The following is a 14,907-nucleotide window of genomic DNA, read 5'->3' as shown; positions in this document are numbered from 1 at the left end:
GCTCCTCAGTGCTTTCCGGTCGCGGTCACGGCGCCGGGCCGGTCGGTCGGGTCGTACGCGAAGTAGCCCCGCTGGATCGCGATGTGGTCGGCGACGTACCGGGCGTCGTGCCAGACGCCCCAGATGAAGCTCGACCCGCGGCGGGAGAGCCAGGGCAGGCCCAGGAAGTAGACGCCGGGTTCGGACGAGATGCCCCGCCGCTGGTCCGGACGGCCCTGCTCGTCGAACGCGTCGGCATCGAGCCAGCTGTAATCGGTGGCGAAGCCCGTCGCCCAGACGATCGAGGTGACACCCGCCCCGGCCAGGTCGAGCTCCAGGCGGGGGCTGGTCACGCACTCCGGGTCGGCGCCGAGGACATGGGCCGCCGGCTCCTCGGGGAGGTCGAGCCCGTTGCGCTCGATGTACGCGTCGGCGGCGCGGAGGAACTCCAGGTACTTGCCGTCGCCGAGAGCGATGTTCGCCGCGAGATCCGGCGCGAAGCGCAGCACCCCCTCGTCGTACGAGGCGGTGAGGCCGACGAGTTCGATACCGGAGCCGGCCAGTTCCCGGAAGTCCACGGTGTGCCCGCCGCGGGCGCCGCTGACCGCGATGGTGACGTGCTCCGCCCCCTGCGGCGGCGTCTGCGCGTCCCAGATCCCGAGCACCCCCAGCCACCAGCAGAAGTCCCGCCCCCGGTACGAGCGGGGCGGCCGGTCGTGCGGCCCGACGGAGAGCAGGACCCGGCGCCCGGAGCGGCGCAGCTCATCGGCGATCTGCACCCCCGAGGACCCGGCCCCGACGACGAGTACCCCGCCCTCCGGCAGCTGCTCCGGGTTCCGGTACCCACTGGAGTGGATCTGCACGGGGACGGCGCCGTCGGGCACAATCGGCGGGATCACCGGCCGCTGGAACGGCCCGGTCGCGGCCACCACGAACCGCGCGTCGACGGTCCCCTCCGACGTCTCCACCCGGAAGCCGGGCCGGTCGGCGCGCTTGCGCACCGAGGTCACCTCGACCCCGCACCGGACCGGCGCGTCGATCTTCTCGGCGTACGCGACGAGGTACTCCGCGACCTGGTCCTTCGACGCGAAGGCGTCCGGAGCGACGTCGGGGAACTCCATCCCGGGAAACCGGTCGTGCCACGCGGGCCCGTTGGCGACCAGGGAGTCCCACCGCTCGGACCGCCACCGCTCGGCGATCCGCTCCCGTTCCAGAACCAGGTGCGGAATACCCTGGGCCCCCAGATGCTCACTCATCGCCACGCCCGCCTGGCCCGCCCCGACGACGACGACTTCGGTCTCTTCACTCGGCATGTGTGCCTCCACTCACGCGGGGGTCCACCCCGGTGCCGGATGGACTGCGCTGCTGCAGGAGCCATCCTTGGACGCACCCAATTACCTGTCCAACAGATGTTTTTGTTGCGAGTGATCTGATGCATAGATGGCCCACCCGAGGCGCGCTCCCGGGCCGTGGCCGTCGCGGGTGCGGAAAGGGCGCCCATGAACGAGATCCGGCGAGGTGACCTGCCGAGCCGTCGCCGCGCACTCCGAGCCACGGAATCAACGCTGTTCAACCCTCTCAACTCTTGCGAGACTCTGCGGAGTTGACGGACAGCCAGGCAGCTGCGGACCGGAAGACCGTCGGGCGGGTGTCCGAGGGCACGGGAAGCGGTGGCTCGGTGAGACGGAGAGGTGACTGCGGACATGGACGGCATCACGAGGAGACACCTGCTCCAGGCTGCCGCGGGCGCGGCGGCGGGCACCGCGGTGACCCCGGCCGCCGCGGCGGCCGCCCGGCCCGCCGTGCGCGTACCGGCCGCCGCCGATCGCCGGGTGCTCACCTACACGGCGGGCACCGGCGCGTCGGTGACGGCAAACCCCCGCGGCGGCGGGCTGATCGCCGAGGTCCAGGGAATTCTGTGGTCGGTGCCGGCCGACGGCGGCGAAGCCGTCCAACTGACCGACTGGCAGCTGGAGCCCACCCGCCCGGTCTTCTCCCCGGACGGTACGGCCGTCGCGTTCTGCGCCTACCGCGGCGGCGGCTTCCACCTGTGGACCATGGCGCCGGACGGCTCCGGGCTGCGGCAGCTCACCGACGGGCCGTGGGACGACCGCGGTGCCGCCTGGTCCCCCGACGGTACGAAGATCGCGTTCTCCTCCGAGCGCGGCGGCGACGCGGCGGCCGGCTCGTCGTACGGCATCTGGACCGTGGACGTCCGCAGCGGCGCCCTGACCCGGCTCACCGGCGGGGACGGGACGGAGGATTACGACCCGACCTGGTCGCACGACGGCCGCCAGGTGCTGTTCGTGCGGGCCGTCCGGGCCGAGCACGGCGACACCGACGGGGGCCGGTCCCTGGCCCGGGTACCGGCGCAGGGGGGTGCGGTCAGCACCGTCCTGGGCGATGCGGACGGCCCGCTCCTGTGCCCGGCGGTGTCACCGACCGGACGGCTCGCCCATCTCCGGCTGAGCGTGTCCGGCAGCGGTCCGACCGCGCTGGTGACCAGTTCGGCCCTGGTGGTGGACGGGAAAGTGGTCAGCGACGGCGAGGACGTGCTGGCCGCGCCGCCGCGCTGGCTGTCCGACGACCGGATCCTGTACGTCGCCGACGGGCAGTTCACCGTCCGGACGCTGAGCTCCAAAGCGGTGCGGCACCTCCCCTTCTCCGCCCGGCTGGCGGTGCAGGAGCCCGAGTACGCGGACAAGAAGTACGACTTCGACTCCACCGCGCCCCGGCCGGTGCGCGGCATCCATCTCCCGGCGCTCTCCCCCGACGGCGCCTCCGTGGCGTTCGTCGCCCTGGGGGCGCTCTGGGTGATGCCGATCGGCGGCCGCCCGCGCAAGCTGGTCAAGGCCGAGCCCGCGTACTACGCGCAGATGCCGTCCTGGGCACCGGACGGCCGCAGCGTCCTCTACGCGTACGACCGTGACGGCTTGTCCGCCATCCACCGCTACCACCTGGCCGACGACACGGACACCGTGCTCGCCACCGGAGGGCGGTTCAACCCCGCGCTCTCCCCGGACGGCACGCGACTGGCCTGCCAGGACAGCACCGGCGCCCTCCTGCTGTACGACCTCGCCGCCGGCACCTCCCGCACGCTCGCCACACCGCTGGGCGGCAACGGGCTGCCCGGACGCCCCAGTTGGTCCCCGGACGGACGCCGCCTCGCCCTCTGCGACCGCAACCGGCTCAACCAGCGCTTCCGGGAGGGCTACAACCTCATCCGGGTCATCGAGACGGAGACCGGCGCGTCCTCGTACCATCTGCCCGCCGCGCACCAGTCGATCTCCGACCGCTGCGACAGCGGCCCGGTGTGGTCCCCGGACGGCCGGTGGATGGCGCTCGTCCTGGAATCCGCGCTCTGGGTGCTGCCCGTCACCGCCGACGGCGCTCCGGCCGGTGCGCCGCGGCGGCTGACCGACGAGCACGCCGACCACCCCTCCTGGGCGGCCGACTCACGTACGCTGCTCTACCTGTCCGGCGGGGAGCTGCGGCTGATCGGGCGCGACGGCTCCGGCCGCCGCACCGTCCCGGTACCGCTGACCGGCCGCCGTGCGGTGCCGGCCCGCTCGGACGTGGTGCGGGTGCACGCCGGCCGGCTGTGGGACGGCACCGGGGACCACGTCCGGGAGGACGTCGACATCGTCGTCGCCGGCAACCGCATCACGGCCGTGGAACCGCACCGGCGCGGCGGCCGCGGCCGGACCGTCGACGCCTCCTCGTACACCGTCCTGCCGGGGCTGTGGGACGCGCACACCCACCCGTGGAACTACGTCTACGGTGGCCGGCAGGCAGCGCTCATGCTCGCCTACGGTGTCACCGCCAATGTCTCCCTCGGCGGCTTCGGCTACGAGGCGGTACGGCTGCGCGAGTCGCTCCGCGCCGGGACGGCCCTGGGGCCGCGGCTGTTCACCTGCGCGGAGCTGATCGACGGCGCCCGGGTCGCGTACAGCATGGGGCGCGCCCATCGCACCGCGGAAGGGGTACGCCGCACCCTGGACCGCACGGTCGCCCTCGACCACGACTTCGTCAAGACCTATGTGCGGGCCTCCGGTTCGGTCATGGCCGAGGCGGCGCACACCGCGCACGAGAAGCTCGGTGTGCGCTGCGGCAGCCACCTGTGCTACCCCGGCCACAACGCCGGTCAGGACCTCACCACCCACCTCCAGGCCACCCAGCGCCTGGAGTACGGGCACGCCACCTCCCCGCACGGCTACTCCTACCAGGACCTTCAGGAGCAGTACCGGGACGGCCACTACAAGATCATCGTCACCCCGTTCTCGGCGTTGCCGCTGCTCGGCGAGGACCCCTCACTGGCCGAGGACCCACGCGTCACCGAGCTGATGCCGCCCTGGGACACCGCCGTCGTGCGCGACGGCACCCGGACGCCGCCGACCGACGTCCAACTGCGCGGACTGGCCCGGGAGATCGGGACGTACCGCCGCATCGTGGAGAACGGCGGCACGCTCGCGCTGGGCACCGACGCGCCCCTCACGCCCGTCGGCCTCCATCTGCACGTGGGGCTGCGGGCCCTGCACCGGTACGGCTTCAGCACGGCCGACGCGTTGCGCAGCGCCACCGTCGTCCCGGCGCGGATGTTCGGGGTCGCCGCGGACCTGGGCACCGTCGAGCCCGGCAAGCTGGCCGATCTGACCATGGTCGACGGCGACCCGTTCACCGATTTCCGCTCGCTGGTCCGCACACCGATGGTGATGCGCGACGGGGTGGCGCACCGTCAGGCCGACCTCGTCGCCGCCTTCGGCAACGGCCCGGCGGCGCACACCACCGCCGAGCACGTCGACTGGCTGGCCACCGGCCGGGCGATCCGGCGCGACGCCTGCTGCCTGTAGGGGCTTCCCGGGCTCCGGCGGGCCGCGGCCCCGGCCGGTGCGGCCCCGCGGCTACACCCGCCCCGCTCCCTTCCCGGGGAGCGGGGCCTCGGGGCCCGCCCGGTCGGGCTCCGGAGGTGTCGGCGGTCCGGGGCGGACGGCGGCCTTCGGCGTCCCGGTGCCCAGCAAAGGGACCGCCATGCCGGTGGTGATCAGGGCCGTCAGCACCATCAGCGTGAACACCTGGTCGTCGATCACCCGCATCCGGCGGCCGACGTCCAGGATGACCAGCTCGGTCAGGCCCCGGGCGTTCATCAGGACACCGAGGCGGCGGGCCTCGTACCAGGGCAGGCCGAGGAGGCGGGCCGGTGCGGCGGCTCCGACGATCTTGCCGAGGCAGGCCACCAGGAGGATCAGTCCGCCCTCGGCCAGGCCCTCCGCCCCCAGGGCCGTCACGTCCACGGACAGCCCGGTGACGACGAAGAACACCGGCATGAGCAGCGTGCTGACTTCGGTGAACGGCTGCTTGGCCCGCTCGGCGCCCTCGCTGTGCCGGGGCATGACCAGGCCGACGGCGAAGGCGCCGAAGATGGCGTGGATGCCGATCCACGACGTGGCGTAGGAGGAGAGCAGCACCGCCGCGCTGATGAGGACGAACCGGCCCGGGGACGGTCCCTGGAGGGCCGACGGGGTGAGGATCCGGTGCAGGAGCGGGCGGACGACCAGCGCCATGACCAGTCCGTAGGCGACGGTCTCCGCCAGCACCCGCAGCAGCCGCGCGGGGCCTTCCGACTGGGCGGTGGCGATCACCAGGACCAGCATGCACCAGGCCAGGACGTCACCGATGGCCGCGCAGGCCATGGCCATCGCCCCGGTACGCGTGCCCTCCATGGCCCGGTCCTTCACGATGCGGGCGAGGACCGGGAACGCCGTGATGGACATCGCGGTGCCGATGTAGAGCATGTAGGTGACGGAGGAGACCCCGGGCCCCAGCGCCTCGGCGTGCCGGGAGAACGTCACCCCGGCGAGCGCGGCGCCCAGGGCGAACGGGAACAGTACGGAGGAGGCCGCCACCGCGGCGGTGGTGCCGCGCCGGCCGGTCAGCAGGGTGGAGTCGAGGGACCAGCCCGCGAGGAACATGAACAGGAGCAGACCGGGCTGGGCGATGGCGGACAGATAGGGGCGGGCATCCGCGGGGAACAGCAGGTCCGGCAGGTTCCCGGGGAACAGGCCGAGCAGACTGGGCCCGAGCGCGATACCGGCCAGGATCTCGCCGATCACCGGTGGTTGCCCCAGTCGCCGGCACAGCCTCGCCAGCACCGTGCCGACCACCAGGACGATGGCGACGTCGGCCATCACGACGGTCTCCAGCGGCACTGCGTGGGTCGTTCCTGCCATCTTGTCTCCTCACACTGCGGGCGCCTTCGGTCGCGGGGCCGGTGGTTCGGTCGCGGGGCCGGCGCTCCGGGCACACGGGGTCACGGGGCCGGGGCCGGGGCCGGCGGCAGCGGCGCCCGCCGGTCAGCGGTCGTTCGGGGGAAGGCCGTCGGCGGGGAGCAGCGCCCATGCGGCGAGGGTGGGCCGGTCCACCTTGCCGTTGCGGGTGAGCGGGAGCCGGTGGAGCAGGCGCAGGCCGTCCACGATCATGTGGCGGGGCAACTGCTCCGCGCAGTGCCGCTTGAGCTCCAGCAGGGTGGGCGGACGCTCACCGGCCCGCACCCCGAAGGCCACCAGCCGGGTGTCCATGCCCGTGCCCACGACCACCACGGCGGCCTCGGCGAGCGCGGGATGGCTGTGCAGCACGGCCTCGACCTCGCCCAGTTCCACCCGGAAGCCGCGCAGCTTGACCATCGTGTCGCGGCGCCCGAGGTACCGGTACCGGCCGTCGTCGAGGACCTGGACGAGGTCTCCCGTCCGGTACGGGCGGTCCCCCTGGGGTTCGTGGCCCCAGTAGCCGAGCATCACCGACGGGCCCCGTACGACGAGTTCGCCCTCTTCGCCGGGGCCGGCGCGGCGGCCGTCGTCGTGTTCGGCCCAGACCTCGTCACCCGAGCAGGCCCGGCCGATCGGGACCGGCGCGGTGTGGTCGGGCGGGAGGTCACCGACCTCCTGCCAGGTGCAGACGTTGGTCTCGGTGGGGCCGTAGAGATTGAGGAACCGGACCTTCGGCCACAGTGCGCGCAGTGCGCGCAGCTGGTTCACGGGGAAGGGCTCCCCGGCGAAGAGCAGCAGGCGCAGGGACGGCGCCCCGGTGGACAGCAGCTGCCCGGAACGCATCATGAGGACGAGTACGGAGGGCACCGAGTACCACACCGTGATCTCCCGCTCCACCAGGAAGTCCACCAACGCTCCCGGCGCGTAGGAGGCTTCCGGCGGAATCAGGTGCACGGAGGCACCGGCGCCGAACGCCACGTACAGGTCCAGGACGGACAGGTCGAAGTGGAACGGCGCGTGGTTGGCGAACCGGTCGGACGGCGCGGCGGCCAGTTCGCCCGCCGCCCATTCGACGAAGGCGAGCGCGTTGCGGTGGCTCAGGCAGACGCCCTTCGGCTCGCCGGTGGATCCCGAGGTGTAGAGGAGGTAGGCCGGGTCGTCCAAGGTAATGTCCGGCTCCGGCAGCGCCTCGGCGGACCGCGCCGCGGCGGTGGCCCAGGACGGCCCGGCGTCCCGCGCACCGGTGGACAGCACGACGGTGTCCGATCCGGCGGCGCGCAGGGCGGCGGTGCGCCGGGGCGTGGTGACGACCATCCGCGCATCACAGTCCGTCAGCAGCCGGGCGGCGCGGGCCGCCGGGATCAGCGGGTCGATCGGCACATAGGCCGCGCCCAGCCGCAGGACCCCCTGCATGGCGACGACCGCGTCCACCGACTTGTCGAGCCAGATGCCGACCCGGTCACCGGCCACCACGCCCAGGGCGGCCAGGGCCCGGCCGGCCCGGTCGGCGCCCGCGTCGAGTTCCGCGTAGCGGAGCTGCCCGTCGGGTGCGTGCACGGCCGGCGCTTCGGGGGTGCGGCGGGCCGCCGCCTTCACGAGGTGGTGCAGCATCACAGCCCCATCGCCTTCACCATCAGCTCGCGTTGCATGTCGGAGGTGCCGGAGAAGATCGTGCTGGGCAGCGCGTCGCGGAGCGCCTGCTCGATGCCGTTCTCGCTGAGCACTCCGGCACCGCCGAACAGCCGCAGCGCCTCCAGGTGGGTTTCCACGACGCTCTCGCTCGCCGCGAGCTTCGCCATGGCCACATCGAGGGCGGTCGCCGTGTTCCGGTCCCGCTTCCAGCAGGCGCGGTGGAGGAGCAGCCGGGCCGCCTCCAGACGCAGGTGGACATCGGCCAGCCGGTGCGAGACGGCCTGGTTGGACCCGATGGGGCGGCCGAACTGGTGGCGGCTGCCCGCCCGTTCGACGCACCGTTCCAGGGTCCGGCCGGCCGCGCCGAGGTAGGCGGCGAACAGGCAGGTGCGCTCCCAGCTCATGGAGCTCTGGAAGACCGCGGAGCCCGTCCCGGGGCGGCCGACCAGATGGCCGGCAGGCACCCGGCAGTGGTCGAGGGTCAACCGGCCGGCCGGGCAGCCGGCCGGGCCGAGCTTGTCGAATGCCGGGCCGGCCACCAGGCCCGGAGTGTCCCGCTCGACGACGAAGGCGCTGACGCCCAGGTGTCCGAACCGGGGGTCGGTCGTCGCGTAGACGAGGAAGAGATCGGCGACCGGGCCGTTGCTCACGAAGGACTTCTCCCCCGTGAGGAGGTACGCCCCGTCCGCCTGCCGCTCGGCGCGCGTCGTGACGGCGGTGACGTCGGAACCGGCCTCGTCCTCCGTGATGGCGTTCGCGCCGATCCACTCACCGGAGCACAGCCGGGGCAGCACCGCCGCCTTGAGTGCGGCGTCGCCGTGCTCGGCGATCGGCATCGCGCAGGCGAGCAGGTGCGCCATGGCGGCGAACACCAGGCCCATGTCCTGGCAGCTCCGGCCGAACGCCTCGGCGACCCGTGCGGTGGTCAGCGCGTCCAGGCCCGAACCGCCGTACTCGGCGGGGACCGAAAGGCCGAGAACTCCCAGCCCCGCGCACCTCTTCCAGTCCTCGTCGGTGAAAAAACCCTGCCGGGGTGGCCGGTCCCACTTCGCCACTTCATCGATCAATCGATCGTATGCGGTGTCCTGTTCCGGATTCCAGTCGAAATTCACGCGGCGATCCTATGGAGATCACGACCGACTCGTCTTCCCCTCTGCGAGCGAACCCGAATTCCTCCCGCAGTAGCATTCCACCTCCCCCCTGGTGCGGAGTCGGGGGGCGGTAACCGCTGTTGCCGACATGCACCAGAGCGGTCCGGTGATGAGCTCTCACCCGTACGACTCAGCCGTACGACGGAGGCGTACGGCGCTTTTCCGCCCAGTGGTTCATCAATCTCAGCACCACGGTGGAAGACGCGTTCCGCATCCCGTTGTTAGGTTCGCCGAGCGAAGCCACCACGAGGGAGACATCGATGGACTACGCCAAGACGTACCGGGCCCTGGAGACTTTCCTCAGGGACAAGGTTCTCCGGGGCGAGGAATCTGCCATCGAAGAAGACACCCCGCTTTTGGAGTGGGGAATCCTGACCTCGCTCACCACCATGGAACTTGTCGCCCACATCCAGCAGGAATTCGGCATCTCGATCCCGGTGGACCGGATGTTCGGAGACAACTTCAAGGACCTGCGGAGCATCACCCGGCTGGTCGTGGAGCTGGGCGGCGGTACGCCCGGAAGCGAGCCCCAGGAGACGGCAACGGCCCACGGGGCGTCCGAAGTTCAAGGCTGAAGCGAGACCGTCACACCCACACCGCGACGTCCGGCGAGAGAGGATTCCACCATGCCCGAGGTTGATTTCGACGTAGCGATAATCGGCGGTGGTCCCGCAGGTTCGACCACGGCGTCCTACCTGGCCAAGGCCGGGCTTTCCTGCGCCGTCTTCGAGGACGCGATATTCCCCCGCCCCCACGTGGGCGAGTCGCTGGTTCCGGCGACGACTCCGGTGCTCTCGGACATCGGGGCACTGCCGCTCGTCGAAGCGGCCGGCTTCCCCCGCAAGTACGGTGCGGCCTGGACCTCGGCCGCCCCCAGCAACATTCCCACGATGGGATTCAACGGGCTCTCCCACGGCTTCCGGGCGGCGGAGATCGAATTCAATGAACGCGATCAGCCCGGCGTACACCAGGAGTACACGTACCACGTCGATCGCGCGAAATTCGATCTGCTGCTCCTCCAGCACGCCCAGTCCCTGGGTGCGAACGTCTTCCAGGGCACCCGGGTCCGGAACGTCGATTTCTCCGGCCCGACGCCGCGGGTCACCCTGCGCATGGGAAAGTCGGACGTGCGGCTCTCGGCACGTATGGTCGTCGACGCCAGCGGGCGCAGCACACTCCTCGGGCGGAAACTCGACCTGAAGGTCCCGGACCCGGTCTTCAACCAGTACGCCATCCACACCTGGTTCGAGGGCCTTGACCGCACGGCGCTCTCCGCCGATTCCGAGCAGGCGGATTACATCTTCATCCATTTCCTGCCCATCACCGACACCTGGGTCTGGCAGATCCCCATCACCGACACCGTGACCAGTGTCGGCGTGGTGACGCAGAAGAAGAACTTCGCGAGTTCGAAGAGCGACCGGGAAGAGTTCTTCTGGGAGTGCGTGGGCAGCCGCCCGGAGCTGAAGGCCGCGCTGCGGGCGAGCGAGCGGGTCTCCTCCTTCAAGACGGAAGGGGACTACAGCTACGGCATGAAGGAGATCTGCGGCGACGGCTGGCTGCTGGTCGGCGATGCCGCCCGCTTCGTGGACCCGATCTTCTCCAGCGGGGTCAGCGTGGCCCTGAACAGCGCCCGGCTGGCCTCCGCCGACATCATCGCCGCCGCCCGGAAGGACTCCTTCGACAAGGCGCAGTTCACCCACTACGAGTCGACACTGCGACGGGGCGTGAAGAACTGGTACGAGTTCATCTCGATCTACTACCGGCTGAACATCCTGTTCACCGCGTTCGTCCAGGACCCGCGCTACCGGAACGACGTGCTGAAGCTGCTGCAGGGCGACGTGTACGACGACAGCGAGCCGAAGGCCCTGGAAGCCATGCGCCAGATCATCCGTCAGGTCGAGCAGGACCCGAGTCACCTCTGGCACCGGCATCTGGGCAGTCTGCGCTCGCCCAGCCTGGCCCCCATGTTCTGAGAACAGACCCCTAGGGTGAAGGAGCCCCCATGCAGAGGATAGTTCTGCCGAGCCAGGACATTCCGACCCACTGGTACAACGTCGTCGCCGACCTCCCCGCACCGCTGCCCAAGCCGCTGCACCCGGCGACCCTGGAAGAGCTGACGCCCGCGGATCTCGCGCCGCTGCTGCCGCAGGCCGTGATCGACCAGGAGTTCTCGCAGGAGCGGTGGATCGAGATCCCCGAGGAGGTCCGCGGCGTCTACGAGTCGTGGCGCCCGAGCCCCCTGTACCGGGCCGAGCGGCTCGAACGCGCGCTGGACACCCCGGCCCGCATCTACTACAAGTACGAGGGCGGCTCGCCTCCCGGTTCGCACAAGCCGAACACCGCGGTGCCGCAGGCGTTCTACAACGCCGCGGAAGGCGTCCGGCGGCTCACCACCGAGACCGGTGCCGGGCAGTGGGGCTCCGCCCTGTCCTTCGCCGGCAGCCTGTTCGGGCTGGACGTGACCGTCTACATGGTCCGGGCCTCCTACGACCACAAGCCCTACCGCCGCTCCCTCATGGAGATCTGGGGCGGCCAGGTCTTCCCTTCCCCCACCGACCGGACCCGGGCCGGCCGGGAGGCGCTGGCCAAGGAACCGGACTCCCCCGGCAGCCTCGGCATGGCCATCAGCGAGGCGGTCGAGGACGCCCTCGCCCATGACGACACCAAGTTCGCGCTGGGCTCGGCCATGAACCACGTGGTCCTGCACCAGACGGTGATCGGCCTGGAGGCCCGCAAGCAGCTGGAGATCGCCGGGAGCTACCCGGACGTGGTCGTCGGCTGTGTCGGCGGAGGCTCCAACTTCTCCGGGCTCTCCTTCCCCTTCCTGGCCGACCGCCTGTCCGGTGCCCGGCCGCACACCCGGTTCGTCGCCGCGGAACCCGCCGCCTGCCCGACGCTGACCCGCGGGACCTACGCCTACGACTACGCGGACTCCGCCGGGCTCTCCCCCGTCCTGCGGATGCACACCCTCGGCCACGAGTTCATCCCGGCCCCCATTCACGCCGGCGGCCTGCGCTTCCACGGGGACGCCCCCACCCTGTGCGCGCTCGTCGACTCCGGTCACATCGAGGCCCGGGCCCACGCCCAGAACGAGGTCTTCACCGAGGCCGTGCGGTTCGCCCGCAACGAGGGCTTCGTCATGGCCCCGGAGTCCAGCCACGCGGTACGCGGCGCGGTGGTCGAGGCGCTGGCCGCGCGCGAGGCCGGCGAGGAGCGCACCATCCTGTTCGGGCTGTCCGGACACGGCCACTTCGACATGGCGGCCTACGACGCGTTCCTGGCCGGGCGCATGGAGGACCTGGAGCTGCCCCAGACGGAGATCGAGGCGGCCCTGCAGAACCTGCCGACGCCGGCCACCCCGTAACGGCCCCCACGCCACCGGCCCGGCCGCCCCGCGGCCTGCCGCACGCCGCGCCCGCCCCTCACACAGCAAGGAGTCGTCGTATGTCCGATCCGGCGGACTGGGTGGACATCCACCACCACAGCTACTTCCCGGAGATCGTCGACCTCCTCGACCGGCACGGCATCCGCGAGATGGCCCCCGGTGTACCGGTGCCGTCGTGGACCAGGGAGCGGGCGCTGGACGTCATGGACGGGGCGGGGATCTCCGCCTCCGTCGCCTCCGTCCTGCTGCCCGATGCCGCCTTGCGCTCCCCGGTCCTCGACGCCCGGGGCCTGGCCCGCCGCACCAATGAACAGCTGGCCGCCCTGGTACGCGACCATCCGGGCCGCTTCGGCGGCCTGGCCTCGCTGCCGCTGCCCGACCTGGACGGCGCGCTCCAGGAGATCGAGTACGGCCTCGACGTCCTGGGCCTGGACGGGGTGGTCCTCAGCGCGAGCCTGGCCGACGGCACCTTTCTCGGGGATCCGCACCTCGACCCGCTGCTGCACGAGCTGAACCGGCGGCGGGCCACCGTCTTCCTCCACCCCAACCCTGCCTGCGGCTCCCACGGCGGCGGGGCGGCGGGGGCGGCGGCCATCCCGCCCGGGGTGCTGGACTTCGTCTTCGACACCACCCGTGCGGCAGTCAACCTGCTGTACGGCGGCGCGCTCGCCCGCTTCGCCGACCTGCGCGTGGTCCTGGCGCACGCGGGAGGCACCGTTCCCTATCTGAGCCTCCGGATCGACCTGGCCAAGCGCTGGATCCACACCGACCGGCCGCAGTTCGCGGCCCGGACCCCGCAGGACACCCGGGCCGCACTCGGACGCTTCTACTACGAGACCGCGCAGTCGGCGTCGCCGGAGGTGCTGAGCCTGCTCAAGGAGGTGGCCGGTGCCGACCGGATCCTCTTCGGCACCGACTACCCCTTCATCAAGGGCGACGCCGTCGACAGCTCCCTGGGCCTCGTGGACGCGTTCGCCGGATTCACCGGCGCCGAACGGCGCGCAGTGGCCTCCGGTACGGCCCGGGAGCTGATTCCGAGCCTGCGCGCCGCGGGGACGCGCTGACGCCGGGACGCCGCCGGCTCACCCCGCCCCGTCGCCGCGGGACTCCACCGGCGGCGGGGCGGCGGGGCGTCGCAGCACCATGCTGAACAGCAGCAGTTTCAGCACCGGACGCCCCTCGGCGTCGCGCATCACCCCTCTCTTCCGCAGCACCCCGCACTCGGGCCGGAACGGCGCGGGCGCGCTGTCCACCACGGTGAGGCGCCCGTGCAGCACCTCGCCCGGGCGGACCGGGCGCAGCCAGCGCAGATCGTCGACCCCGGGGGATCCGACGGCGGCGGAATCCAGCAGCAGGCTGTCCACGTAGAGCCGCATGAACAGGGAGGCGGTGTGCCAGCCGCTCGCGATCAATCCGCGGAAAGGGGACGCCTTCCCGGATTCCTCGTCTATGTGGTAGGGCTGGGGATCGAATTTCGTACCGAATTCGATGATGTCGGCCGCGGTGATCTCGCAGCTGCCCAACTCGTAGACGCTGCCCACCGGGAAGTCCTCGAAGTAGCGGGTGGATTCCCCGCCACCGTGGTGCGGATGCCCGGTCACGTCAACTCCTGGGGCGCCGCACTGCCGTTCGCCGCCCGGAACAGCAGACTGTCGCCGTCATCCGCCGCCGCGGTCGGCGCGGGCCGGTATCCGTTCTCGTACGAGTAGATGATGGCTTCCACGCGGTTCCGCAGTCCGAGCTTCCCCAGCATGCTGCGGACATGGCTTTTCACCGTGCTCTCGCCGATGGTGAGCCTGTCGGATATCTCGGCGTTGTTCATTCCGAGGGCGAGCAGCCGCATGACATCGAGCTCACGGCGGGTCAGCCCTGCCTTTTCCGTTCTCTCCGCCCACCGCCGGGAATCCCCGCCGATCCTCTCGCGCCGGCCGGTGTCCAGATCTCCGAGCGTCTGACCGGGGGCGATGAGGCGGTATCCGGCCGAGACCATCCGGATTCCCGAGACCAGTTCGTCGGAACTCGCCCGTTGCAGAAGGCATCCCGCCCGTCCCGCGCCCAGCGCGCCCAGCGGAACCTCCTCGGGCCTGTCGACGAGGGTGATCAGGCGGAGCATCCGCTCCGGGTGCGCCTCGGCGTCCCGGGCCAGCACCGATCCCAGCTCCTGCTCCGCGGTTCTGGCGCCGGCCACCACGACGTCGGGCGAGAGGGCCCGCCAGAGCCGCAAGGCGGTCTCGCTGTCGCCGGCTTCTCCCACCACCGTGATCTCCGGTCTGTTCCGCAGGATCGCCCGGAATCCGGCGCGCGCGAACTCCCGGTGGTCGAGCAGCAGGACCCGGGCCGGTAACTCCAAGGAATTCGAGGCGAGTTCCATGTTCTCAGGGCAGTACTCCACCGACATGTCTTCCCCCTCAGAAGAATGTGTCAATGCAGGAGAGCGCACCAGAATTCAGTCCCCGGACCGTTTATGATCACCGGCTCGCACAGAACGCACTCGCTC

At 71.5% G+C, this 14,907-nt stretch carries 11 protein-coding genes; 5 read left to right on the top strand and 6 right to left on the bottom strand.

Translation table 11 applies throughout. The features are described 5' to 3' along the window. Positions 1-5: 5 nt before the first annotated feature. A complete protein-coding gene (locus ACF1BH_RS05790; RefSeq protein ID WP_391641150.1) occupies positions 6-1,292 on the bottom strand; it encodes a flavin-containing monooxygenase in 1,287 nt (428 codons plus the stop codon). A gap of 390 nt (positions 1,293-1,682) precedes the next feature. Here ACF1BH_RS05790 and ACF1BH_RS05785 point away from each other — a divergent pair, with 390 nt between their 5' ends. Next, the gene (locus tag ACF1BH_RS05785; protein WP_391641149.1) at positions 1,683-4,829 is read left to right on the top strand and encodes an amidohydrolase family protein; all 3,147 of its coding nucleotides are present in this window, start codon (positions 1,683-1,685) and stop codon (positions 4,827-4,829) included. Between the two features lie 51 nt (positions 4,830-4,880). Here the strand turns inward: ACF1BH_RS05785 and ACF1BH_RS05780 are convergent, their stop codons facing one another. The 3 genes from ACF1BH_RS05780 to ACF1BH_RS05770 form a co-directional block, all read right to left on the bottom strand. Beyond that, positions 4,881-6,206, bottom strand: a complete 1,326-nt coding sequence (locus ACF1BH_RS05780; protein WP_391641148.1) for a cation:proton antiporter — start codon at positions 6,204-6,206, stop codon at positions 4,881-4,883. A 123-nt stretch (positions 6,207-6,329) separates the two neighbouring features. Further along, the gene (locus ACF1BH_RS05775) at positions 6,330-7,853 is read right to left on the bottom strand and encodes an amino acid adenylation domain-containing protein (protein WP_391641147.1); all 1,524 of its coding nucleotides are present in this window, start codon (positions 7,851-7,853) and stop codon (positions 6,330-6,332) included. Continuing rightward, positions 7,853-8,986 (bottom strand): acyl-CoA dehydrogenase family protein, encoded by a 1,134-nt coding sequence (locus tag ACF1BH_RS05770; protein WP_391641146.1) that lies wholly within the window; start codon positions 8,984-8,986, stop codon positions 7,853-7,855. Before ACF1BH_RS05770 ends, ACF1BH_RS05775 begins: the two co-directional genes overlap by 1 nt. Before the next feature lie 299 nt (positions 8,987-9,285). On the opposite strand from ACF1BH_RS05770, the gene ACF1BH_RS05765 reads away from it, so the two are divergent. From ACF1BH_RS05765 to ACF1BH_RS05750, 4 genes are all read left to right on the top strand, one after another. Continuing rightward, positions 9,286-9,600: an acyl carrier protein gene (locus tag ACF1BH_RS05765; RefSeq protein ID WP_391641145.1), complete on the top strand. Its 315-nt coding sequence runs from the start codon at positions 9,286-9,288 to the stop codon at positions 9,598-9,600. 51 nt (positions 9,601-9,651) lie between these two features. After that, a complete protein-coding gene (locus tag ACF1BH_RS05760) occupies positions 9,652-10,998 on the top strand; it encodes an NAD(P)/FAD-dependent oxidoreductase (RefSeq protein ID WP_391641144.1) in 1,347 nt (448 codons plus the stop codon). Positions 10,999-11,027: 29 nt separating this feature from the next. Then, on the top strand, positions 11,028-12,389 hold the full coding sequence (locus ACF1BH_RS05755; RefSeq protein ID WP_391641143.1) for a TrpB-like pyridoxal phosphate-dependent enzyme: 1,362 nt from the start codon (positions 11,028-11,030) through the stop codon (positions 12,387-12,389). A gap of 80 nt (positions 12,390-12,469) precedes the next feature. Further along, positions 12,470-13,474 (top strand): amidohydrolase family protein, encoded by a 1,005-nt coding sequence (locus tag ACF1BH_RS05750; protein ID WP_391641142.1) that lies wholly within the window; start codon positions 12,470-12,472, stop codon positions 13,472-13,474. Between the two features lie 18 nt (positions 13,475-13,492). Here the strand turns inward: ACF1BH_RS05750 and ACF1BH_RS05745 are convergent, their stop codons facing one another. Both ACF1BH_RS05745 and ACF1BH_RS05740 read right to left on the bottom strand, forming a co-directional pair. Continuing rightward, positions 13,493-14,011, bottom strand: a complete 519-nt coding sequence (locus ACF1BH_RS05745) for a MaoC family dehydratase (protein WP_391641141.1) — start codon at positions 14,009-14,011, stop codon at positions 13,493-13,495. Beyond that, positions 14,008-14,808, bottom strand: a complete 801-nt coding sequence (locus ACF1BH_RS05740; RefSeq protein WP_391641140.1) for a LuxR C-terminal-related transcriptional regulator — start codon at positions 14,806-14,808, stop codon at positions 14,008-14,010. Before ACF1BH_RS05740 ends, ACF1BH_RS05745 begins: the two co-directional genes overlap by 4 nt. Positions 14,809-14,907: the final 99 nt, after the last annotated feature.

Source organism: Streptomyces sp. NPDC014733, assembly GCF_043083385.1.
Taxonomy (GTDB): domain Bacteria; phylum Actinomycetota; class Actinomycetes; order Streptomycetales; family Streptomycetaceae; genus Streptomyces.
The sequence above is the reverse complement of the archived record's forward strand: the minus strand, read 5'-3'. Positions and strand labels throughout refer to the sequence as shown.